This is a genomic window from Clostridium felsineum DSM 794, assembly GCF_002006355.2.
Taxonomy (GTDB): Bacteria; Bacillota; Clostridia; order Clostridiales; family Clostridiaceae; genus Clostridium_S; species Clostridium_S felsineum.
This window is the reverse complement of sequence record NZ_CP096980.1, coordinates 1,623,119-1,647,384: the sequence shown is the minus strand read 5'-3', so window position 1 is coordinate 1,647,384 and position 24,266 is coordinate 1,623,119. Positions and strand designations below refer to the sequence as shown.

Here is a 24,266-nt window from a genome sequence, read left to right as displayed (position 1 = left end):
CCCTTTTTTTTAATTATAATCCACTTATAATTTTTACTATTTCCATAAGATCACGTCCATTTACTACTCCATCACCATTAACATCACTATTTGCTTGATTTATTGTTACAGCTTGACCCGCTAAGTATTGTCTTAATACCATAAGATCACGTCCGTTAACTAATCCATCACCGTTAACATCACCTTTTAATCCAGCAGCCTTTGGCATATCTATAGGAAGCTCTGGATGCTCTGATTTAAATTGATCGAAATCTGGAGATGTTTTTCCAACGCAGTTTGTTGAAGCATCAGTCCATGCCCATAACATATATCCGCTATAACCATTTTTAACCAAACCATCTAGAACTTGTTTATGTGACATTTTAAGTGAAGAATTTTGTGTGTCTGGCATCATTTCACCTATTATTACTGGTTTATCAAGTTTTGCTTTTAACTGTGACACTGGTGTTTTTAATGGATTGAAATAAGGTGTTGCCCAATCATACCAATGGAAATCATAAAAATCCAATCCAAGACCTGACCAGAAATCATATTGTTCTCCAAGCCATTTTAAACTTGCAGCACCAACACTTACTGGTTGTTTAGCATACTGATGTATACAATCTGTTACATCTTTAACGAAAGATCTAACTGTACTTAATGGATATCCTTTTATTGATTCTCCTGGGTTTCCTCCGTCTGCACTTGAAATTGTCCATTCTGGTTCGTTAATAACATCCCAACCCATTACACCTGGGTTATCTCCAAGGGCTTTAACTACTGGAGTAACAGCATTATCTATATAACTCTTACGAATAGTTGGATCATCTATAATAGTTCCATGATAGAAATTATTATTAGTTTTTGCTACATCAAAGCTAGTAAGTGTGAAGTATATTTTCATATTTTTTGAATTAGCATAATCTGCTGCTTCCTTCATATGATCAGTCCATTTAGCTGGAAGACCAGTACATACTCCTTTTCCATCTTGTGATGAGAATAACGGTGATGCATACATGTTACAGAATACCCACCATCTTACGGCATGAACGCCTTGCGCTGACATAGCATCAAAATCTGATTTTATTTTTGCAAACCTTGTTGTCCATCCATTGTCATTAAAATCATTGTCCCATTCATCCCAAGCATAATTAGCACCTAAAGGAAAATATTTAGAACCATCCATCCAATTTATTCCTAAATTATTGCTTGTATCAGTAGTTGTATCTGCCTTTACAGTTTTTAAACCCGAAAAACTAACCATTGTACACAATAGTACTCCAGCCATAACTGAAGATATTGTTTTTAACTTACTCATTATTTAACCCATCTCCCTTTTTCATTTTCAACTTTAGTAATTAATTATTTGAAACCTTTTTTATAAGCTCCATTAAGTCACGTCCATTTACTATACCGTCTCCATTTACATCCAAAGCATTTTTATCGAGACCATTTACAGTTTTTCCTGCCAAATATTGTCTCATCATCATTATGTCACGACCATTTATTACACCATCATCGTTTAAATCTCCTGGCACAGTTGTAACTGTAGTATCCTTAACCTCTGGATCGTTTATCTTCTCAACTGTTTGACCCTGACCAAAATAATTTGAAATTCCTGCAAGTGCTCCAACAAATCCAGCATTATAATCAATTGCTACTTCTGAATGTTGATAGTCTTCTATATTGTCTTGATAGTTATCACTTTCATCTGGTCCTCCAACTAAAGCTCCGTAAAGAATATGCTTTTCAGGCTGTGTTTTTTTCTCACCTGCAGTTTCATTTCTTCCGCTAGCTGCTCTATGATGTGGGAATTTAGGATATTTATCTCCAAACCCAACTTCATAGGACATTCCTTGAGGATTACTTCCTAAAATATAATCAATTTGTCCCTTAGCTAAATCAAGAGCTCTACTTTCGTTAGATGTCTTATAGTAAACCAGAGCCAACATACATTCTGCGGCAGTATACCTTAGAGTACCCCATCCTGTTCTGAATTTTAGTCCCCCTGGAGTGGTTTTAACAGAATTTGTCCAATAATCAATATTACTATTAACTATTTTTTTGTATTTATCGTCTCCAGTTATTTGAGCCATTTTTACAAAAACTCCTCCAAGCATATCATCCCAACAATGCGTCCAATTATATTGATAGTACTCGTTTATATTGGCAGATTGTAAAAATGATTGTACATCACTTAGATAACTGCTGTTATTAGTTGCTTCATATAACCATATAGCCCCCCAAGAAAGATCATCCCAGTATCCTGAAGATGTGTAATAACTTTGACCTTGACTTAATCCCTTGTAGTTTTTGCCTAAATTATACAAACTTTCTGCTGCTGTAAGACACTTATTAGCATAAGCGGAATCAATGTCCTTGTAGTTAAGGTACATAAGTGCCAGTGCTCCTGCTGTATTTCCACATACATCTGAGGCTGGTGTACTTGGTGTTGCTTTAAATAGTGTAGGCCTTGATGTCGTTTGTAGTTCTGGTGGTCCCCAATATGAATGATCTGTATCACCATTTCCACATTGGTAATAGAACGTATTGTTGTCTGGATAGCATTTTAAGAAATAATCTGTAAAATGCTTCATTATATTAAGCATGTACTTATCCTGTCCCTGTTTTACAAATGTATCCTTAAACTCATAGTAAGCCCACCCCAAAGTAGATGCTGAATATGCTTGTGTTATGCCAAATTTAACGTGATCTCCTGCATCGTGAAATCCACCTGTTAAATCAAGACCAACGTCTTTACCATCATTTTCATGACAACCACTTCTCCACTTAAATCTATTATTTCCTGCATCAGATCCACACCAATTTGCTTCATAAAACAATATTGATTTAGAAAATGCATCTACATAATTATGCTTTTGAGTAGTATCTGCAGCTGCTGTTAATGGTTTGATTTGTATCCCCAAAAACAATCCTATAGTAAGAATTGCCGCAAGTTTCTTCATTTTATAATCCCCCTTAAAAACTAAACGCCTTATTTACTACTTGAAATAAGTTTTGTTAAAAGCATTAGGTCACGTCCATTTACTATACCGTCTCCATTTAAATCTGCTGCTTTCAAATTTATGTTATTATTATTTCCTGCTAAATATCTTCTAAGCTCCATTAAATCACGTCCATTTACTACTCCATCTCCATTTACGTCTCCAGCTTTTACTTCTGATTCTCCTGGTTCATTTCCAAAAATCTTTACACCATTTCTGTAAACAGGTATATTTTCTGATGTAACATTGCTATCACCCTTAAGATTTTGTCTTGAAAAATCATTAGAAGCATCCAGACATTTTGCATTGTAAGCAGTAATTGCAAACTGCATTTCAGCCTTACCATAAAGCTGATTTGGCCATGAAGCTTCAACATAATAGATGTGCTTAGCTTCATCATAAGGAATAAGTCCTGAGAGACTTCCGCCCCCTGCTGCATAATTAGCCCTTACTGCCACATCTGCTGCTGTATAACCATTCTTATAAAGTTCACTTAAATCCACATAATATCTAAAGGATAAGCCTTTTTCATAATGTGGAGGAAGAAGTGAGTCGTTATGCATAAATGCTTGAATAGTACATTCCTCATTACTCTCCTTCATTACATTTGCCTCAACATAATACTGTGGAGTATTCGCTTCAATTCCTGGTATTGCCTCTGGAAGATCCTCTCCTCCATAGTAATTACTCATACCTGCTAGTGCTCCTACAAACCCAGCATTATAATCTATAGCTACCTCTGAATTTACATACTGGTTTACATCATCAGAATAATCATCACTAGTTCCATCTGGTCCTCCAACTAAAGCACCGTAAAGCAGATGTTTTTCTGGATCTGTCTTTTTCTCGTAACCTGGTGCTCCTTCCATTCTGCCACTGGCTGCTCTGTGATGAGGATATTTAGGATAGTTGTTTCCAAAACCCACCTCATAAGAACTATTTCTTGGATTGCTTCCTAATATATAGTCAATTTGACTCTTAGCAAAATCTAAATAATCCTTATTATTAGAATATTTATAGTAAACTAACGCTAGCATACATTCTGCTGCTGTGTACCTTAAAGTACCCCAAGAAGCAATATATTTTAGCCCTCCTTTAGTTGTTGGAGCATCCTTTATCCAGTAATTTAAATTTTCTTCAGCTATAGATTTGTATTTAGCATTATTAGTAACCTCTGCTAATCTTACAAAAACCCCTCCAAATACATCGTCCCAACATTGTGTCCAATGATTTGCATAGGTGTTATCTCCGCCAATTCCTTTTGCAGTTAAAAATGAGTCAATATCATTTATATAGCTGTTGTCGTTTGTTGCGCTATAAAGCCATACAGCTCCCCAGGAAAGATCATCCCAGTATCCAGTTGAACCATAAAAACCACCGCTTTGACTAAGTCCTTTATATGTCTTTCCAAAATCATAAAGATTTTTTGCTGCTGTAAGGCACTTATTTGCATAATCTGTATCTATATCCTTATAGTTAAGATACATAATAGCAAGCGCTGCAGCAGTACTTCCACAAACATCTGATGCTGGTTTTTCAGGCGTTGCTGCATATAAAGTTGGTCTTGAAGTTATATCAGGCGTCTGAAGTTCTGGAGGTCCCCAGTAAGAATGGTCTGTTGTTCCATCTCCACACTGATAGTAGAAGGTAGTTTTGTTTGGATAACATTTCAAGAAATAATCTGTAAAATGCTTTAATATATTTAACATATATTTATCTTGTCCCTTTTTTACAAAGGAATCTTTAAATTCATAATAAGCCCATCCTAAAGTGGATGCCGCATAAGCCTGCGGCAATCCAAATTTAACATGGTCTCCTGCATCATGAAAGCCTCCTGTTAAGTCAAGCCCAACATCTTTACCATCTTCTTCATGACAAGGTCCACGCCACTTAAGTCTATTGTTTCCTGCATCAGCTCCACACCAATTTGCTTCATAAAACAATATTGACTTAGAAAATGCATCTACATAGTTATACTTTTTATCTTCCGTACTCTCAGCTGCTTTAATGGGTGTCATCTGCATTCCTATTAAGAAAATAGTAGTTACTACAGCTAAAAACTTTTTCATGCATATTACCTCCCTTTTATAGGTATAAAATCACCTATAAATTACTGCTGTGAAATAAGTTTTACAAGTTCCATAAGATCTTTTCCATTTACAACTCCATCGTTATTTATGTCTGCAGCTGACAAATCTACATCCGATGTTTTTCCTGCCAAATACTGTCTTAAAAGCATAAGATCTCTTCCATTCACAGTTCCATCACCATTTAAATCACCTTTTTTACTATCAGCATTTAACACAATATGAACTGCTGTAAGTGCTGGTATTTTATAAGTGAATTTATTGCCACTTATTGAACTTATAGAATCTCTTTTAGTGATGTTAGAACTATTACTATCAAATCCCCATACATCACCAGAAGTATACTTTTCACTACTATTAACATTGAAATTAAAGTTTATTGCATCTGTATAGTTTTTGTTCATTACTATTAAGTCCATTCTCTTTCCGTTATTGCTTGTAAGTGAAGCATAACTTGAACTGTTATTTATATCAGATGTATCACACTTTATGTTTGTATCTCCGTATTTAGAGTTGTTTCCATCATAGTTGTTATACAAATTAAATGCAGATTGTACATAGTTATTATTGTTGTTTTCACATTCCCAATAGCTTGCAAAATAAACGCCTGTCTTACCAAATGCACCAAGTGCATCAGCCTGTGCTATACCTCCTGAAATATGATTTTCACCGCCGTAGTTATATTCTGAGAAGGATAATTTAGTTCCTGGATTATATTTATCAATTGATGCTTTAACTTTAGGAACTAGTGGAAGTGCCCATTTATTCCATTGACCTATCCAGCTATCTTCTACATATGTTGAATCCCATAAACTTCTTGGTGCTTGCATTCTAGCTTTATTACAATCTACATTAGAGGTATCACTTGTTGTTATTCTTTGTCCGCCACCCTTAGCTTCTGGATACCAATGAAGATCTAAAACATCCAAAAGTCTTTTTCCAGCCGCATCTGAATTTTTCTTCATATTATCAAGATAATAATCTATAAACCATTGGTAACTTCCTTTAACGCTGTCCCAATCAGGTGCACTTTGGAAATTACTAAATGCTGCAAATCCGTATAATGCAGGTCCAAAGGTTTCAGCTGCTGGATCTATTTTCTTTACAGTTTTTGACAGCTCAGTATCCTTGTCTAATACCTCAGCACAAGTAGTTTTGTTTGGATGAATAAGAGGATGTGTAGTTGGCCATAATGCTGGTTCATTATCAAGAGAATATCCTTTTATTCCTGTTTTACCTGATGCGCTCCCATATTTGTTTACAAGGGAATTTACAAACTCATCCATATAAACCGTATCATCTGTTGTATCAGGTGTAAGTGATAACGGACCATTTTTATTAAATGCAACCTTTTTCCACCTTGAAGATGGTGCTGGATCTGTTACAGTTGTTCCATCCTTATCTGCTGCAACATATCCTCCTGCTTGAACTGTTGCAAGTGTATATGGAACTCCCATAGCTAAAGATTTATCATGGAAAGTTGTATATGTTGAAGCTGGAACATCTGATTGATCTTTAGGCACATCATATAATGTAAGCCAATAATTATCACTTTCATTTTTATAATCTGTCCCAGCATTAGATGCATTATTTTCCCAATTATATCCTGTTGATCTATTTCCACCTATTCTTCTTGCTGTAACTTTAGCATTTGAAAAATCTTGATTTGTACCATATATATATGGACTTATTGCTTGTTTATCAGAAGTTGAATCAACACTAACATTTATGTCCGCAGTATCTGCAAAAACTTTAATTCCACTGGCAGGCGCTAAAACCATAGACGAAAAGATTATTGCCAACGTTGACACTAAAATTTTATTTTTTTTCATTTTATTTTCCCCCTTAAATTGAGATATCTATTTGATATCTATTTCACCATTCTCTGAAGCAACAGTTATTGGTTTTTGTCCTTTATCATAAAATTCTGTTTTATCATTAAAACTTATCTGAGACTTACCTTTTTTAGCTTCATTTTTAACTTTTATATTTATTGTTGCAAATTCACCATCTGTTGATATTAATTCCTTACCTAAATTTTTATCTGTATATGAATATAAGAAGGAAACAATACCATTCTTGCCATCTATTGTGTAATCAAAATTATCTTTAGGATCTTTTAAAATAGAACCAGGTACTACCTTTGAAACCTCAAAATTGTTGGGATCATATTTTATTTTAAAATCACAACAAACTGTATTCTTTCCACTTACTTTGTTTGTAATAATTTTGACTTTTACATTATCACCTTTTTTTCCGCTAGCATCTTCAATTTTTATAGTGGGCTTGTCTGTCTTTATAATGTTAGTATCTGCTGTTTTAGATTTACAACCCACCATACTAATAACTATTAAACTCAATATTGCTATTACAACTATTCCTTTTTTCCTCATGAATACTCTTCCCTCCGTTATATTCTCATTAAATTTTAAAACTTAGTTAGAAATCTTTTTTACCAATTCCATAAGATCGCGACCATTTATTATTCCGTCACCATTTATATCCGCTGCTGTCATATCTATATCTGTTGTTTTTCCAGCCAAATACTTTCTTAACTCCATAAGGTCACGTCCATTTACAACTCCATCACCATTTATGTCTCCAATTATTGTATTTCCCTTAGGCTCATTACCATAAACCTTTGTACCAGCATCATATACTGGAATGTTCTTATCTAAAGTCGGATCATTTCCGGGTGTTTCTTCAACCCCTGTGTATGAAAAATCATTTGAATTATCCCAAGTAGCCTTGTCTGGTGCTGTCATTCTAAATTGAATTTCCTTTCTATAGGCTGATTGACCACCAGGATATATTTTTGTTCCTGTAAAATCAACATTTACATAATATATATTGTTCTTTTCATCCCAAGGTATAAGCTGTGATGCAGTTCCACCTTCATTATAATTTGTAGTTACCTTTACATCGCTTGCTTTATATCCTTGTTTCACAAGTTCACTTATATCAATAAAATATTTAAAAGATAATTTATCCGTAACTCGTGCAGGCCAGCCTGTCTTGTTGTATATTTTTGCTTTTATCTCTTCAAAGTTTCTGTCTTTTGCATTTACTGCTGCTTCAACATAAAACTCATCATTAGTAGGTTTCTCAATTGCATTAAAATTAGCTATTGGATCTCCACCATATTTACCATACATACTTGAAAGTGTTGCTACTAAACCTGCATTATAATCACAAGCTGGTTCATTTTGATTGAAGTTTGCAACATCATCTTCATAGCTGTCATCTGAATTTGGACCTCCAACCATTGCACCATAAAGTGTATGTCTGCTGTAGCCTGGTACAGTTTTTTGATCAAACCAAGAACTTTCAGCTGTTCTATGATGTGGATGCTGTGGTGGATTTACTCCAAAACCTACTACATAGCTTCTTCCACTACTTCCAAGCGCGTAATCAACTTGGCTTTTTGCAAAATCTTCATAAGTTTTAGACTTGTCTGTGCTGCAGCCAGACCATTTTGAATAAGTATCAGCTAAAAATGCTGTAGCTAATGAATATCTTAATGGCCCCCATGAGCTTATCCAAGCCAATCCCTTAGGTGTATATTGTACTCTATTACCATCATACCCAACTGTCCAATAATCAAGGTTTCTCTCGACTGAATCCTTATATACTTGTTTGCCAGTTAACATAGCTAAAAGAACCTGCGCTCCGTAGTGAACATCATCCCAACACATTCCCCATCTATAAGAAATAGTATCTGTTTGCTGTTCTCTACTCCAATTGTCTACATAGGATTCTGCTTTATCTAAATAAGTTTTGTCATTTGTAGCTAAATACAGCCAACAAGCTGCCCATGATAAGTCATCATAGAAGGATGTGGAACTATAATATCCATTTGCAGCTGTATATCCTTTATCACTTCTAGTTTTATCTGAAAAGTTGAATAAATCTTTCGCATGACTAAGACATTTAGCTGCATAATCAGCATCGTTGTCTTTAAAATCCATCGAAGTTACTGCAAGCGCTGCTGCTGCCTGAGCTGTAACAGCTGATCCTGGATTATCATCATCAACTTTAAAGGAAGGTCTCTTCATCTGCATTACTTCAGCTGGTCCCCACCATACATGATCAAGTCCTGAATCTCCTACCTGATAATAAAATACATCAGGTGATGGATGACATTTCATTAAAAAGTCACTGCACCACTTCATATCATCTGTTAAATACTTTAATTGCCCACTTTTTGTGTATGAATCCTTATTTTGATATAAGGACCAGCCTAGCATAGCAAGTGTATATGAAGCTGGAAGATTAAATTTAACGTGATCTCCTGCATCATACCAGCCTCCTGTAAGGTCAAGTCCAACATCTTTACCATCATCTAAACCAGAATCACCTCTCCAGTTATCTCTTTTATCCGTTGGAAGCTTACCAGAACGCTGAAATTCATAAAACATAAGTGACTTTTGAAGTGCTTCTCCATAATTAAAGTTAGTATTAGTTTCATCTGCTAAAACTTTTTGTCCAGCTAAATTAAAAAATCCGCCAATCATAGCTGCTATAATTACTGCGGATGTTAAGTTTTTTAATTTTCTTTTCACCATAGCTTCTCACCACCAAATCTTTTTATAAGAAAAATAATTTAATTTTGCCTTTCTTTATATGGCAAATAAATTCTTATATAAAGATATACCACTTCTCCATTTATATCTTTATAATACTTTGAAGTGGTACATCATCAATTTTATTATTGGTTACCTGATACTTTTTTCATTATCTCCATAAGGTCTCTCCCATTAATTATCCCATCACCATTTACATCTGCCGCATCCTTATCTATAGTTGATGTTTGTCCTGCTAAATATCTTCTAAGTTCCATAACATCTCTTCCGTTAACAACTCCATCGTCATTAACGTCACCTTTTTGAAATTTAACGACAGCTTTTCCTTCTACATGTGTTCCATTTTGGCCTAGGTTAACTTCATGATCCAAACCTTCAAATTTGCCTGTAGCATCATCCTTCCACAATGTAGGTTGTACTAAAGCAAGTTTTTTAGCATCTATTGTCTTAAAATCATACCCCAGTATTCCTCCAGTGTCTCCTGAATTTGCATTTAAGCACCAGAAGGTATGGTTCATTTTATTATCTGCAATAAGTTTTGCAATATCTGTCATCCATGCTTCGTTCTTTCCACCGTCCATATTTCCACCCCATTCACCTATTAATAATGGAGCTATATTTTGTTCTTGAATATAGAACCAGCTTGGACGCCATGCATCATTTAAAAGACTTTGTTCAGTAAAGTCACCATCAAACCATGATTGATCTGATACTCCAGGTCCATAATCATGTGGTGAATAAACAACTTGGTTTTTGTATGGAGCTATATCTACAGGGTAATCCTTGACACCCCTTAGATTTCCTCCCCACCAACCGCCATAATAGTCATCAGGATTAGTACTTCCTTTTGCCGTTCCTTCTTTAGGATAAGTTTCTACACCCTCGACTACTATAAGCATCTTAGGATTTATATCCAAGATTTCCTTACCTACTTTTTGAGCCTCGTATCTCCAGTTATCTTCATCTGTAGAGTCATTCCATTTAGCTGATGTCTCTGCTCTATAAGCTTTTCCATGTGGCTCATTAAATATATCTGCCGCTATAACCGTATCATCATTTTTATAACGGTCAGCAAGATACTGCCAGCATTTCTCATAATCATCTGTTGTATATTTACTTGTATACCAAGTAGCTGTCTGTCCTGCACTTTCAATTCTGTGCATATCCAGCATAACCTTGACTCCATCTTTCTTACATTCAGCTATAACATCGTCAAGTATTTGCTGACTATTTTGTCCTTTAAGCTCTGGACTTATATAAGTGTTCACTGAATCTGGATCAGGATAAACGCCTTGACGCCACTGATTTACAAGTTCAACAGATAATGGCACTCTAAGAGTGTTAAATCCATTATCTGCAACTATACTAACAAGATTATCAATTCTATTTGCCCATAATCCATGGAAGCAGTAATTTGGAGTTTCAAGACCAAACCAAGCTATACCAGTCATTCTAACTTGATTTCCATAATCATCAAGAAGCTTACTTCCATCTGTATGAAGATAATCGTTAGAATTACTAACATTAACATCATCTGCATAAACTACACTACCAAATGCAAGACATGCTGTCATAACTGATGCAACTAAAGCACCTACGCGAAAATTTTTTTTTTCATATCAAAACACTTCTCCCATAATATTCAAACTAATCTTATTGTTGTTGAATTAATTTAGTAAGTTCCATGATGTCTCTTCCATTAACAACACCATCACCATTTACATCAGCATTGTTAAGATCTAATTTTGAACCATCAACTTTACCAGCTACATATTGTCTTAATAACATAAGATCTCTTCCATTAACTGCACCGTCATCATTTACATCGCCCTTTACATATGGGAATAAAGTTCCATATGCTGCGTTAGCTATAGCATATTCACTTTGAGCCCAGAAACGGTGGTAGTTGAATGTACTTGATTTTCCTGCTTCAACATCAGCTTTAACTCTAGCATAATCAGGATCATTCTTATATTTTGAACGTATGTCTATAAATTTATCTCCTGATTTAATTACATCTCCATTAGGCATTGTTCCTGTCCAACCTTGTGGAACATATACTTCTTGATTGAAGATACGGTTATAAGAATCCATTACTTCTGGTGCTGATACACCCTTATCATCTTGGTAATTTGCCCAGATATCATCAAGTATAGTTTTTGAAAGTGTTTGTGAATCCTTATCTCCTGTAGCTGCTGCATAGTATGCAAGTGTATTTGCAAGTGATGAACTTGTTCCTATATCATGGCTATATGAATCAACACTTACATGTAAACCAGGATTTCCAGTATAAGTTCCATTCCATGTATCTGGTTGACCTTTCCAACTTAATGTTGATGGTACTTCAAATGTATTAGCTCCATCTGCATTTACCTTAACTACAGACTTAACCCATTTAACCCATTTATCAAGTAAAGCTTTTGCTTTTGGATCTTTTGAATTGTAGTAATATTGAGCCATACGTTGCATTGACCATGCTTGCATTCCAAACCATGTGTTACTACCTGGATCGTGGTAAACTGGTTCTTCTTGATATCCCATTCCATCAAATGTAGCTGTACCTGTAGGCCAAGCTTCATAACGTCCATGATTTGAGTTACTAGCACCACCAGCTATAGCTCCTTCTGATGATTGTAACCATTGATAGAAATCTACTTGTGTTGTTAAACTCTTACCCCAGTCACTAGCACCTGTTGCTGACTTTGGTTTAAAGCTATCATCTGTTGAAAGTATCCATGCAGTAAATGGATTTTGGTAACCAAAATGACTGTGACTGCAGCCTATCTTCCAAGACCAATCATCATTTTGAGATCCACCCCAAGCATAATACCAAGAAAGTAAATAGTGCATTGAATCTTTACCATTTCCTGCTTGAGTTGAGTTTCCTATTTTTCTGAAGTATTTATCAAACATAGCATATCTTAAGTAATCTCCCATTTTAGAAGCTTTACCTATAACTGAGCTTAAATCTACTCCATCTTGTTTAGCTGCTTGAGCTGCTTCATAAGTTGCTTGTATTGCACGAGCATCAGCATCTGGTGCATCTGTATATTTAGCTTGTTTTGCATAGCTATTATCACCTGTAAATAAATCTAAGTATCCATTTCTTCCACCATATTTAAAAGCATCCCAACATGGTTGTGGTATTGTTTCGAAAACAGATTCTTGTTCTCCTCTTTGATAAGTATTTATATATGAATTTCTTGAAGTTCCATCCGCATGATTTCCAAAGCCATACCAGTTATCTACATCCATTAACCAGTGCATTCCATACATATCTGAAGTTCCATATGTGTTTTTAAGTTCATCACTTATTGGGTCTTGTCCTCTTGCAGCACCTGTATCTAATCTAGCTGGATACTGACTTGGATCTTCCCATTCTGGTGCATAAGTTGCTGGCTTAGATGCATCATATCTTCCCATACCAGGTTGATCTTGATGTGATGGAATTATATATTTTTCAGCTGTATCCCATGCAGTTCCTACTCCATTAAAGTTTCCTGTTAATTTTCCCTGCATTGATTCAAGCCACATATAATAACTGAAGGCTTCACTGGTAGTTTCATGACCATAATCTGGTGCTTCTACCATAAAGGTTTCAACTGAGTGATATGGAACACCATCTTGGCTGAAGTATCCATTTTTTGAATCATGCATTTTATTGTACATTGTTTCAAATCTTTGAGTATATGCATTATTTACTTTTAAAGAAGTATCAGTTGTTGCTGCTGCTACTTTACTAGTTAATACTCCAGATAATGAACCAAATATAACTGTAGATGTAAGAGCTACAGCCATTATTTTCTTAAAATTCTTACTTATCTTTAACATAATAATATCTCCTTTATAAAATAATTAATTAAATTTTTTATATACTACCGCTACTTTAATAGCGGTAGTTTTTTATATATTACTCAACAGTTATTGTTCCATTTGAAAAAGTACTAGCTATATCTGTATCATTTTCATCTGCAACTACAAAGCTTGTTGAGCTTGGATTTACTGTTAATGCACTATCTCCAGCTGCTGCTCCTGAATTTATTGTAAAGTCTAAATATGCAAATACTCCATCTGCATTTATAGGATCACTTCCTAGTGTTGGATCCTGGAATGTTATGCTTATTTTCCCTGCTGTACTTGTATTAGCTATAAAGCTTATTGAGCTTTGTTTTACTAAATCAGTATTAGCAAGTACATCTTTTACTGTAAATTTACTTGTATCATAACTAATTTCCATGCATATTAAGCCTGCTGGTGTTGCTACTTTACTTATTGTTACAGGTACTCTTACAGTATCTCCTGCTTTTCCTTGTGCTGTTCCAACTGCTAAAGTAGTCTTATTGCTTACTGGTGTAGGCGTATTAACTGGCTTAACAACAACTGTAAAGCTTCCTGCTTTTCCTGCACTAAAGTCAATTGCATATGTGTAAGTTCCTGCTGCTAAAGTTGCAAGATAGCTTTGACTAAGTGTTATTCCAGTACTTGTTACTGTGTAATCTGTTCCTGCTTTAAGAACATTTCCACTTGCATCTTTTACATCTGAGACAGTATTGCCATTTAATGTAATAGCAACATCTTGTGCTGCTGGTGCATTTTGATCATAAGTTACACTTTCTGTAGTAACTGCTGAATCTTGAACTACTGGTGTTGCAGCTTGAACAGTTATTGTTCCATTTGCAAAACTACTAGCTAAATCTGCATCATTTTCATCTGCAACTATTAATTTTGTTGGATCAGAATTTACTGTTATTGCACTGTCTCCAGATGCTGCCCCTGAATTTATTAAGAAATCTAAATATGCAAAGATTCCATCTGCACTTATTGCGTCCTTACCTAATGTTGAATCTTGGAACGTTATGCTTATTTTTCCGGCTGTACTTGTGTTAACTATAAAGTTTACACTGCTATCCTTAATTACATCTGCATTAGGAAGTACATCCTTTACTGTAAATTTGCTTGCATCATAATTGATTTCCATGCAAACCAAACCTACTGGAGTTGTTACTTTACTTATTGTTACAGGTACTTTTACAGTATCTCCTGCTTTTCCTGTTGCTGTTCCAACAGTTAAAACAGTTTTAGTTGCTACAACTACTGGTTTAACAACTACTGTAAAGCTTCCTGCTTTTCCTGCGCTAAAGTCAACTGTATATGTGTATGTTCCTGCTGCTAATGTTGCAAGATAACTTTGGCTAAGTGTTATTCCTGTGCTTGTTACTGTATAATCTGTTCCTGCTTTAAGAACATTTCCACTTGCATCTTTTACATCTGAAACAGTATTGCCATTTAATGTAATAGCAACATCTTGTGCTGCCGGTGCATTTTGATCATAAGTTACGCTACCTGTAGTAACTACTGAATCTTGAACTACTGGTGTTGCAGCTTGAACAGTTATTGTTCCATTTGTAAAACTACTAGCTACATCTGCATCATTTTCATCTGCAACTACGGAATTACCTTTTAATACGCTATCTCCTTGAACTGCTCCAGAATTTATTAAGAAATCTAAGTATGCAAATATTCCATCTGCACTTATTCCTTCACTTCCTAGTGTTGAATCGTTAAATGTTATTTTTATTTTTCCAGGAACTTTTGTATTCACTTCAAAGTTTGCACTACTATCTTTTATCAAATCAGCTGGAAGTACATCCTTTACTGTAAATTTGCTTGCATCATAGCTTACTTCTACAGAAACTAAGCCTAATGGTGTTGTTACTTTACTTATTGTTACAGGTACTCTTACAGTATCTCCTGCTTTTCCAGTAACTGTTCCAACTACTATAGTAGTTTTATCACTTACTGGTGTATTAGCTGCTTTAACAACAACTGTAAAGCTTCCTGCTTTTCCAGAACTAAAGTCAACTGTGTATGTGTATGTTCCTGCTGCTAATGTTGCAAGATAACCTTGGCTAAGTGTGATTCCAGTACTTGTTACTGTGTAATCTGTTCCTGCTTTAAGAACATTTCCACTTGCATCCTTAACATCTACTACTGTATTGCCATTAAATGTAATAGCAACATCTTGTGCTGCTGGTGCATTTTGATCATAAGTTACACTTCCTGTAGTAACTGTTGAATCTTTTGTTACTACTGGTGTTCCAGTAACAGTTATTGTTCCATTTTTATATGCATCCTTAATATCAGTATCATTTTCGTCTGCAACTATTAATTTTGTTGGATCTGGATTTACTGTTATTGCACTGTCTCCAGCTGTTGCAGTTGAATTTATTAAGAAATCTAAATATGCAAATATTCCATCAGCACTTATTGCGTCACTTCCTAATGTTGAGTCTTGGAATGTTATGCTTATTTTTCCTGACGTACTTGTGTTAACTATAAAGTTTACACCACTATCTTTTATTAAATCAGCTGGAAGTACATCTTTAACTGTAAATTTGCTTGCATCATAACTAATTTCCATGCAAACTAAACCTACTGGTGTTGTTACTGTATTTATTGTTACAGGTACTCTTACAGTATCTCCTGGATTACCTGTTGCATTTCCAACAGTTAAATTTAATATTGTAAGTGGTTTAACAACAACATTAAATGTTCCTGCCTGACCTTCACTAAAGTCAATTGTAAATGCATATGTTCCTGCTGCTAATGTTGCAAGATAGTCTTTACTTAAAACAATTCCTGCATCTGTTATTGTGTAATCTGTTCCTTGTTTAAGAACATTACCCTTTGCATCCTTAACATCTACTATTGTATTTCCGTTAAATGCAATATTGATATTTTGAGCTGCTGGTACATTTTGATCATAAGTTACGCTTCCTGTAGTTACTGTTGAATTTACAATTCCCTTAACAACAACGTTAAAGCTTCCTGCTTTTCCCTGGCTAAAATCAATTGTAAATGCATATGTTCCTTCAGCTAATGTTGCAAGATAAGCTTTGCTTAAAACAATTCCAGCATCTGTTACTGTATAATCGCTTCCAGCTTTAAGAACATTTCCTTGTGCATCTTTTACATCTACTATTGTATTTCCATAGAATGAAATACTTATATTTTGATCTGCTGGTGATGCTTGACTATAAGTTACGCTTCCTGTATTTACTACTGAAGTTGCAATTCCTGAAACCACAACAGTAAAGGTTGCTGAGCTTCCTCTATTGAAATCAATTGTAAATGTATATGTGCCATTAGCTAATGTTGCAAGATAATCCTTGCTAAGAACAACTCCATCACTTGTTACTGTATAAGCTGATGTTGGAATTACAGTATCTCCATTCTTTACATCTTTAACAGTATCCTTGTTAAATGTAACACTAACAGTTTGATCTGCTGGTGCTGACTTATCATAATTAACCTGTGTAGTGTTTACTACTGGATCTGCAAGTGGTGCTTGTGTAACTTCTATACTTCCGTTTGAAGATTTATCTTTTATATCAGCGTCATTTTCATCTGCAACTATTAATTTTGTTGGATCTGTACTTATTGTTACTGGACTTACTCCAGTTGCAGCATCTTCATTTATTAAGAATTCTAAATATGCTAATATTCCATCTGCACTTATTGGGTCATTTCCTAGTGTTGAATCTTGGAAAGTAATTGTAATCTTTCCTGGTGTACTTGTATTAACTATAAAGTTTACATTGCTATCTTTTATTAAATCTGTATTAGCAAGTACATCCTTAACAGTAAACTTAGTTGCATCATAATCTATTTCTGCACACAACAAACCTAATGGTGTTGTTACATTTTTTATAGTTACAGGAACTTTAACTGTATCTCCTGTTTTTCCTGCTACATTTGCAACTGATATTGTAAGTGTAGTATTTTTAGTAACAACTACTGATATTGCTTGTGTCTTTATTGTTCCATCTGCAGCAGTAAACTCTAATACTAAGTTATGAGTACCTACAGATAGAGTTGAAAGATAAGCTTGGCTTAAAGTAATTCCAGTATCTGTTACTGTATAATCAGTTCCTTGTTTAAGAGTATTTATAACTTTACCGCTAGCATCTTCTTCAACAACATCCTTAAATGTGTTTCCATTTGCATCTACAGTAACGTTTTGAGCTGTTGCAGAATCCTGTTCAAAGGTTATTTGAGTTGGAGTTACAATTGGATCTCCAATAACAGATACGCTTCCATCCTTTGGTGGATTGCAATCTATATCACTATCATTTTCATCTGCAAGTATTACAGTAGTTGGATTTACTTTTAAATCAAATTTTCCTGCTTTTTCGCCAGCTACTATAAATTCTAAATATGCGATAATTCCTTCTGCACTTATTGGATCACTGCCTAAAGTTGGGTCTTGGAATGTAATGCTTATTTTTCCTGGTGTTGTTGTATTTACTATGAAACTGTTAGTATCTACTCCCTTAATTAAATCTGTAGGAAGTACATCTTTAACATTTAATTCCTTTGGATCATAGTTTATATCCATACATAATAATCCTACTGGTGTCTTTACTGTACTTATAGTTACAGGAACTTTTACAGTATCACCTTTCTTTGCTCCAGTAACATCACCAACTGTAATGCTTGTAGCATTTGCATTTTTAACAGTTACTGTTACTGTTGCAGCCTTACTAGGATCATCTGCAGCTTTAAATGTTAATGTACTATTACCAAGTGGAAGTGTTGCAAGATATGCCTTGCTAAGAGTTACAGTTCCATCATCAGCTAAAGTATAATCTGTTCCTTTTACTAAAGTTCCTTTAGGACCTACTACATCGCCAAGTGCATGTCCATTTAATGTAAGAGCAACACTTTGATCTGCTGGTGCTGCTTTATCAAATGAAACAGTTGTAGGCTTTACTACTATACCAGCTGTATCCTCAACTGTAAGTGCTAATGATTTATTTACTGTTGCTGTACCTTTAGTAAATGCAAAATTAACAGTATGTTTGCCTATTGCTTCTTTTTGAAGATAAGCTTTACTTAATACCAAATTACTTCCTGATATTGTGTAATTTGATGGATCTATAGTTTGTCCATTTTCATCTGTTAACCCATTTAATGTAAATTCATTTAACTGTAAAGCTACATTAACATCACTTGGATTTGCCACATCAAAAGTAGCACTAGTTGGATCAATAACAGGATCTACTACTGGTGGATTTCCATATACAAGAGATCCGTTGGAATATGCTGTTACATTACTCCAATCAGTATAATTAGTTGCATTGGCATTAAAAGAATAGTCATTTGATTGGTCGTAGTTACTCCAATCATTTTTAGCTACTCTTGATTGAATTTCAATTGATGAACCCGCATCAAGTTGTCCTGTTCCACTTGAAAAACTTATCTCAAGATAATGATCTGCTGTTTTTGTTGGATTATCCATAGCAACAAAATTACCAACTACGTTACTCGTAATAGTTTTATAATTAGCACCCTCTATTGCTGCATAATCACACCAGAAATTTTGTGCTTGAGTACCGTCTGATGTAAAATAATATCTTAATTTTAAAGTTGTCAAATCTAAAGGTGCACCTGTATTATTGGTAACTTTAAATTTCGATGCTATTGTATTTGAAGTTGCATTAGTATTTGTCTCAGCTAATTGTACTTGAACACCCGAATTACTTGCTTTCACTGTATCAGCAAAAACATGGTTTTTAGAAATACCCAAAGATGCTGTCATCATAAACATTCCTAGAATGGCAATATTTCTTTTCTTCACTGTTTTAACCCTCCATTTATTATAAGCTTTTAGCAAAAAACATTTTGTCAGTACATATAAACAAAATTAATTACCCAAAAACCCCTTTTTTCATCCCCCTTTTATTAAATTAATAGTTTTACGTTCTTTCAAAATGAATTGCGTTTTTAGTAAATTATGCTCTTTACAATAATTTATATTTTGTTTACATTTTAAATTATAGTTAATTGTTTTGCAAACTTCAAACTTAATATCATTTTGCCATTTATTGAAATAAACTCATTTATATAAACATTTATCTCAGCATTATCTATGCTTGTAATTTCTTTGTTTTACTTTAATTTTCTCCTTTCACACTAATAATTATTACAAATGGCCTATTAAATTTAGATTTTAAGCGATTTTTTGAAAAAAATAAAAGCAATTAGCTTTAAAGTACATTTTTATTCTTACCTTTGTACTTTTTTAGCCAACTGCTTAAAATACAGCTCATTTTGTTATTTTTTATTAATTAAGAGCTTACTTTACAAAACATTTTGTTAATATTTAATTTTTACTAGTTAATTATCAAAGTGTAAATTTATTTATTTCTTCCTCAAGTTTATTTACAACCTCTTCTAGTTTTTCAGAGGTCTTATTAAATTCACTCATGCTAGCAGATACTTCTTCTGTAGTTGCTGATACTTCCTCTGCGCTAGATGCTGATTGTTGAGCTGACGCTGAGATGCTTTCTAATTTACCATATATAAAATTTTTACTTTGATACGTAGTATTTATAGACCCCTCTATATCCTCTATCTCGTTTGATAAATTATTTAATAGTTCTAAAATTTTATTAAATATATTTTTTGTTTGTGATACGGCAGTAGTTTGTTCATCAGCTAATTTTAATGAAACATCTAACGATTTGAATACCATTGTATTTTTACTTTTTATATCTTCAATAAGTTCTTTAACTTCTTTTGTCGCTAAAGTTGTCTCTTCTGCAAGCTTTCCAATTTCTTCTGCTACCACAGAAAATCCTTTACCTGCTTCCCCTGCTCTAGCTGCTTCAATAGCTGCATTTAATGCCAATAAATTTGTTTGCTCTGAAATTCCGTTTATAGTGTCTGTAATACTTCCTATAGCATTTGATGCTTCAACCATATCATTTACAGTTTTCGTAACTTCTTTAGAAGACTTATTTGAAAGTTTTGTTTTGTCAATAAGTACTTCCATTATTTCAAGTCCGTTTTTACTAAAATTATTTGTGTTTTTAGATAATTCATTTATACTCTCTGTTTTACCCTTGATTAATGTAATTTCATTGCTTAATTTGTTAAATTCATCAAAGCTATTTGCTATATCCTCAGCCTGGGAGTATGCTCCTTGTGCTACTTGATCTATAGTTTGAGCAACTTCATCTACTGCTGTGCTGGTTTCCCCTGACATATTTAATATAATTTTTGATGAGTTAAGTATATTATCTGAAGACTGCTTTATGGCACTAATCAAGAAATGTATTTTCTCTATCATATCATTAAAATAATCTGACAACTTTCCAAATTCATCTTTAGCATCAACCTCAACTCTTTTGGATAAATCTCCTTCTGCTCCAAGCTTAATAATTTCAACTATTTTATTTATGTTTTTTGTAAAACTTTTGCTTATAAGTATTGATACAATAACTGCCAAAACTAAAATTATAAGTATTAATATTACTGTTGTATTTAATATTGATGATGTATTTCTAGTAAGTTCACTTTTATTCATAATCCCTACTATTTTCCACCCCAAATTCTCATTTAATGCAAAGGTTGAAAATTGTTCTTTTCCATCTTCGTTCTTATATTCACTAAATCCGGATTTGTTACCGTTTAATTTTCTCCATAATTCTGTTTTAATTATATTCTGTTTACCTATTTCAGATTTAACAGGATTAACAATCATTGTTCCTTTTTTATCTGTTACACATATATACCCATCCCTACCAATTTTAATATTTTTCATTTCATTGCTTAATTTACTCAAATCAACATCCATGCAAACCACACCAACCAAAGTATCATTTTGGTATACAGCTTTTGATATCGATACTATATTATTTTTAGTTGCAGCATCTTTATAAACATTACTAAATACTATTTTTCCATTATTTTTTACAGCATCTTTATACCAATCTCTGCTAGTAGGATCAAATCCATCTGGCAGTTTAACCTTTGGAGATAAATAAATTTTCTTTAAGCTAGTAGCAAAATATACATTTTTTGCTGCTTTATTATTATCTTTTATTTCCTGAAGATTAGAAGCCACATAGGATTCAAACTCAGGATGATTGTTTACATTCTGTATATCATAATTTCCTGCAAGAATATCTATATTATTCTCCATAGTTTGAAAATAATTGTTTATACTTCTATTTACCTCTGTTAAACTCTGTTGAGAGTCACCATTTAGTTTTTCCATTAAAACGTTATACACATCTCGATATAAAATACTACCGAATAGTATAACTGGAATAATACATACCAAACTAATAGTTACAATCAACTTACTCCTTATGCTTTTGTTCATTATCTGTACACCCCTTAACCATAATATTTGAAAATACTTATACAATACAATATAATATACCATAACATGAGTTTATTTGACAAAATTACCATTTAGTAATTATTTATACATAAAAGGTTTTCAAATAGTTATATTCCATGTATTTGATTATTTTTAAAATAAAGTTATAAATATCTCTTATTTTAAAAATAACATTTTGAACTTGTTATAATTATTTAAATATACTGTTGCTATAAAGTAAAAAAATGATAGAATTAATATGTTATTAATGTTTTTATAAAAATTTTATGATAAACACTGTAACTTATAATTTATTTAGAAGGTGGTGAAAATTCTGTAGTTTTTATATAGTCAAAACTGCAGATGACTAAATGCGTCAACATTTTCTCTCAAGAACTGAATTACTGGTTGGAAAAGAACGATTAGAAAAATTAAAAAATAGCAAAGTCATAGTCTTCGGTATAGGTGGTGTAGGAAGTTACTCTGTAGAAGCACTTGCACGATCTGGAGTGGGACATATTGTCCTTATAGATGACGATACCGTATGTCTTACAAATATAAACAGACAAATTCAAGCTACTTTTAAAACTATAGCAAAACCTAAGGTTGATGTCATGAAGGAAAGAATACTTGATATTAATCCTAATTGCAATGTTGAAACTCATAGAATCTTTGTTACAGAAGATAATATTAGCGATTTAATAACACCTGATACGGATTATGTTATTGATGCAATCGACACTGTATCTGCAAAAATAGCACTTATAGTTTGGTGTCAAAAAAGTAATATAAACATAATTAGCTGTATGGGAACTGGTAATAAATTAGATCCAACAAAATTCGAAGTTACAGATATATATAAAACTTCCATTTGTCCTCTCGCTAAGGTTATGAGACATGAACTTAGAAAAAGGGGTGTAAAATCTCTTAAAGTTCTTTATTCGAAAGAAACTCCTCTTAAACCAAAATTGGATGAAGTTATAACCTGCAAAGAAGGTTGTGTATGTTCAAATGGTTCAAGAAAATGCACACAAAAAAGGCAAATACCTGCAAGTATATCCTTTGTTCCTCCTGTAGCTGGAATGATTATAGGCGGAGAAGTTATAAAAGATATAATGAATAACTAAAAATATGTATGTCAAGAACGCCTTTAAAAACAGGCGTTTTTGGCATATTAAGCTTTTTATTCAGTAAGTCGTCCTTCATACATAATGGATAATTCACCGTACACTTTACCCCAATTTCTTAGTGGCAAACGCCATTTTTTTGTAGCTTCAAAAGTAGCAAGGTATAAAGCTTTTAAAAGTGATGTATCGCTTGGAAATACAGTTCTTTGTCTATTTAATCTACGATATGTGCTGTTGAGACTTTCGATTGCATTTGTAGTATAAATAACTTTTCTTACATCAGCAGAGAACTTAAAAATAGGGCTAATAGCATCCCAATTTGATTTCCAGCTTTTCATTGAGTTAGGATAATGTTTTTCCCATTTTCCAGTGATTTCTTCTAATTGCTTATATGCAATTTCCTCAGAAGGTGCATGATATATAGTTTTTAAATCTTTTGCAAATTCTTTTTTATCTTTATCAGAAACATACTTTAATGTATTTCTTACTTGATGAACTATACAACGTTGATATTCAGTATTTGGAAAAGCTACTGATATAGATTCCTTTATCCCTGTAAGACCATCTGCACAAAGGATAAGGATATCTTGAACACCTCTATTTTTTAATTCATTGAGAGCACTAAGCCAATATTTACTGCTTTCATTTTCTCCAATATTTATAGAAAGTACTTCTTTTCTGCCTTCATTATTTATACCAAGAATAATGTAAGCTGCAAGCTTACGTATAACGTTATTTTCCCTTACGGAAAAATGAACTGCATCAATGAAAACAATTGGATATACTGTAGATAAAGGTCTATGTTGCCATGCTTCTATTTCAGGAAGAAGTTTATTGGTTATATTTGAAACCATTCCTTCACTAACTTCAAACCCATATATATCTTCAATTTGTTCTGAAATTTGTCTGGTACTTAATCCTTTAGCATACATAGAAATAATTTTTTCTTCTATACCAGAAATATCTTTCTGGTGTTTTTGTACTATTTTAGGTTCAAAAGAACTTTCTCTATCCTGTGGTACATCTATATTCATCTCACCATATTTGCTTCGAATTCTTTTTTGTTTTTTCCCATTTCTTGAGTTTGTAGTTTCGGCTCGTTCATATGGTTCATAGCCTAAATGCTCGTCCATTTCACCTTCAAGCATAGATTGAATAGTTCCACCTAATAGATCTTTTAAAGCTTCCTGAATATCCTCAGCTGACTGAATATCATACTCTTCTATAAGAGCTGATATAATATTTCTTTTTCCTTCATTCATTGGTTTTACCTTATAAATATCTTTTTTTCTTGCCATAATAAAAGGCCTCCT

General features: G+C 33.5%; 12 protein-coding genes. 1 reads left to right on the top strand and 11 read right to left on the bottom strand.

Annotated elements, in window-relative coordinates:
- Window positions 1-13: 13 nt before the first annotated feature.
- The 10 genes from CLFE_RS07715 to CLFE_RS07670 form a co-directional block, all read right to left on the bottom strand.
- Window positions 14-1,297: a dockerin type I domain-containing protein gene (locus CLFE_RS07715; protein ID WP_077832414.1), complete on the bottom strand. Its 1,284-nt coding sequence runs from the start codon at window positions 1,295-1,297 to the stop codon at window positions 14-16.
- Between the two features lie 40 nt (window positions 1,298-1,337).
- Complete coding sequence (locus tag CLFE_RS07710) at window positions 1,338-2,945, bottom strand: glycoside hydrolase family 9 protein (RefSeq protein ID WP_077895096.1); 1,608 nt, start codon at window positions 2,943-2,945, stop codon at window positions 1,338-1,340.
- 29 nt (window positions 2,946-2,974) lie between these two features.
- Window positions 2,975-5,053, bottom strand: a complete 2,079-nt coding sequence (locus CLFE_RS07705) for a glycoside hydrolase family 9 protein (RefSeq protein WP_077895095.1) — start codon at window positions 5,051-5,053, stop codon at window positions 2,975-2,977.
- Window positions 5,054-5,094: 41 nt separating this feature from the next.
- Window positions 5,095-6,903 (bottom strand): glycoside hydrolase family 44 protein, encoded by a 1,809-nt coding sequence (locus tag CLFE_RS07700; RefSeq protein ID WP_077895094.1) that lies wholly within the window; start codon window positions 6,901-6,903, stop codon window positions 5,095-5,097.
- A gap of 27 nt (window positions 6,904-6,930) precedes the next feature.
- Window positions 6,931-7,464 carry a cohesin domain-containing protein gene (locus tag CLFE_RS07695; RefSeq protein ID WP_077832418.1) on the bottom strand — a complete coding sequence of 178 codons (534 nt, stop codon included), beginning with the start codon at window positions 7,462-7,464 and terminating at the stop codon, window positions 6,931-6,933.
- A gap of 42 nt (window positions 7,465-7,506) precedes the next feature.
- Window positions 7,507-9,636 carry a glycoside hydrolase family 9 protein gene (locus CLFE_RS07690; protein ID WP_077851410.1) on the bottom strand — a complete coding sequence of 710 codons (2,130 nt, stop codon included), beginning with the start codon at window positions 9,634-9,636 and terminating at the stop codon, window positions 7,507-7,509.
- Between the two features lie 143 nt (window positions 9,637-9,779).
- Window positions 9,780-11,228 (bottom strand): cellulase family glycosylhydrolase, encoded by a 1,449-nt coding sequence (locus CLFE_RS07685; RefSeq protein WP_077895093.1) that lies wholly within the window; start codon window positions 11,226-11,228, stop codon window positions 9,780-9,782.
- Between the two features lie 79 nt (window positions 11,229-11,307).
- Entirely contained in the window at window positions 11,308-13,485 is a 2,178-nt protein-coding gene (locus tag CLFE_RS07680; RefSeq protein WP_077895092.1) for a glycoside hydrolase family 48 protein, read from the bottom strand.
- Window positions 13,486-13,564: 79 nt separating this feature from the next.
- Window positions 13,565-19,294 (bottom strand): X2-like carbohydrate binding domain-containing protein, encoded by a 5,730-nt coding sequence (locus CLFE_RS07675; protein WP_077895091.1) that lies wholly within the window; start codon window positions 19,292-19,294, stop codon window positions 13,565-13,567.
- A gap of 546 nt (window positions 19,295-19,840) precedes the next feature.
- Window positions 19,841-21,826 carry a methyl-accepting chemotaxis protein gene (locus CLFE_RS07670; RefSeq protein ID WP_077895090.1) on the bottom strand — a complete coding sequence of 662 codons (1,986 nt, stop codon included), beginning with the start codon at window positions 21,824-21,826 and terminating at the stop codon, window positions 19,841-19,843.
- Window positions 21,827-22,197: 371 nt separating this feature from the next.
- Between CLFE_RS07670 and CLFE_RS07665 the strand changes: the two genes are divergently transcribed.
- Complete coding sequence (locus tag CLFE_RS07665) at window positions 22,198-22,953, top strand: tRNA threonylcarbamoyladenosine dehydratase (RefSeq protein WP_077832424.1); 756 nt, start codon at window positions 22,198-22,200, stop codon at window positions 22,951-22,953.
- Window positions 22,954-23,009: 56 nt separating this feature from the next.
- Here the strand turns inward: CLFE_RS07665 and CLFE_RS07660 are convergent, their stop codons facing one another.
- The gene (locus CLFE_RS07660; protein WP_169851037.1) at window positions 23,010-24,215 is read right to left on the bottom strand and encodes an IS256 family transposase; all 1,206 of its coding nucleotides are present in this window, start codon (window positions 24,213-24,215) and stop codon (window positions 23,010-23,012) included.
- Between the last annotated feature and the right edge of the window lie 51 nt (window positions 24,216-24,266).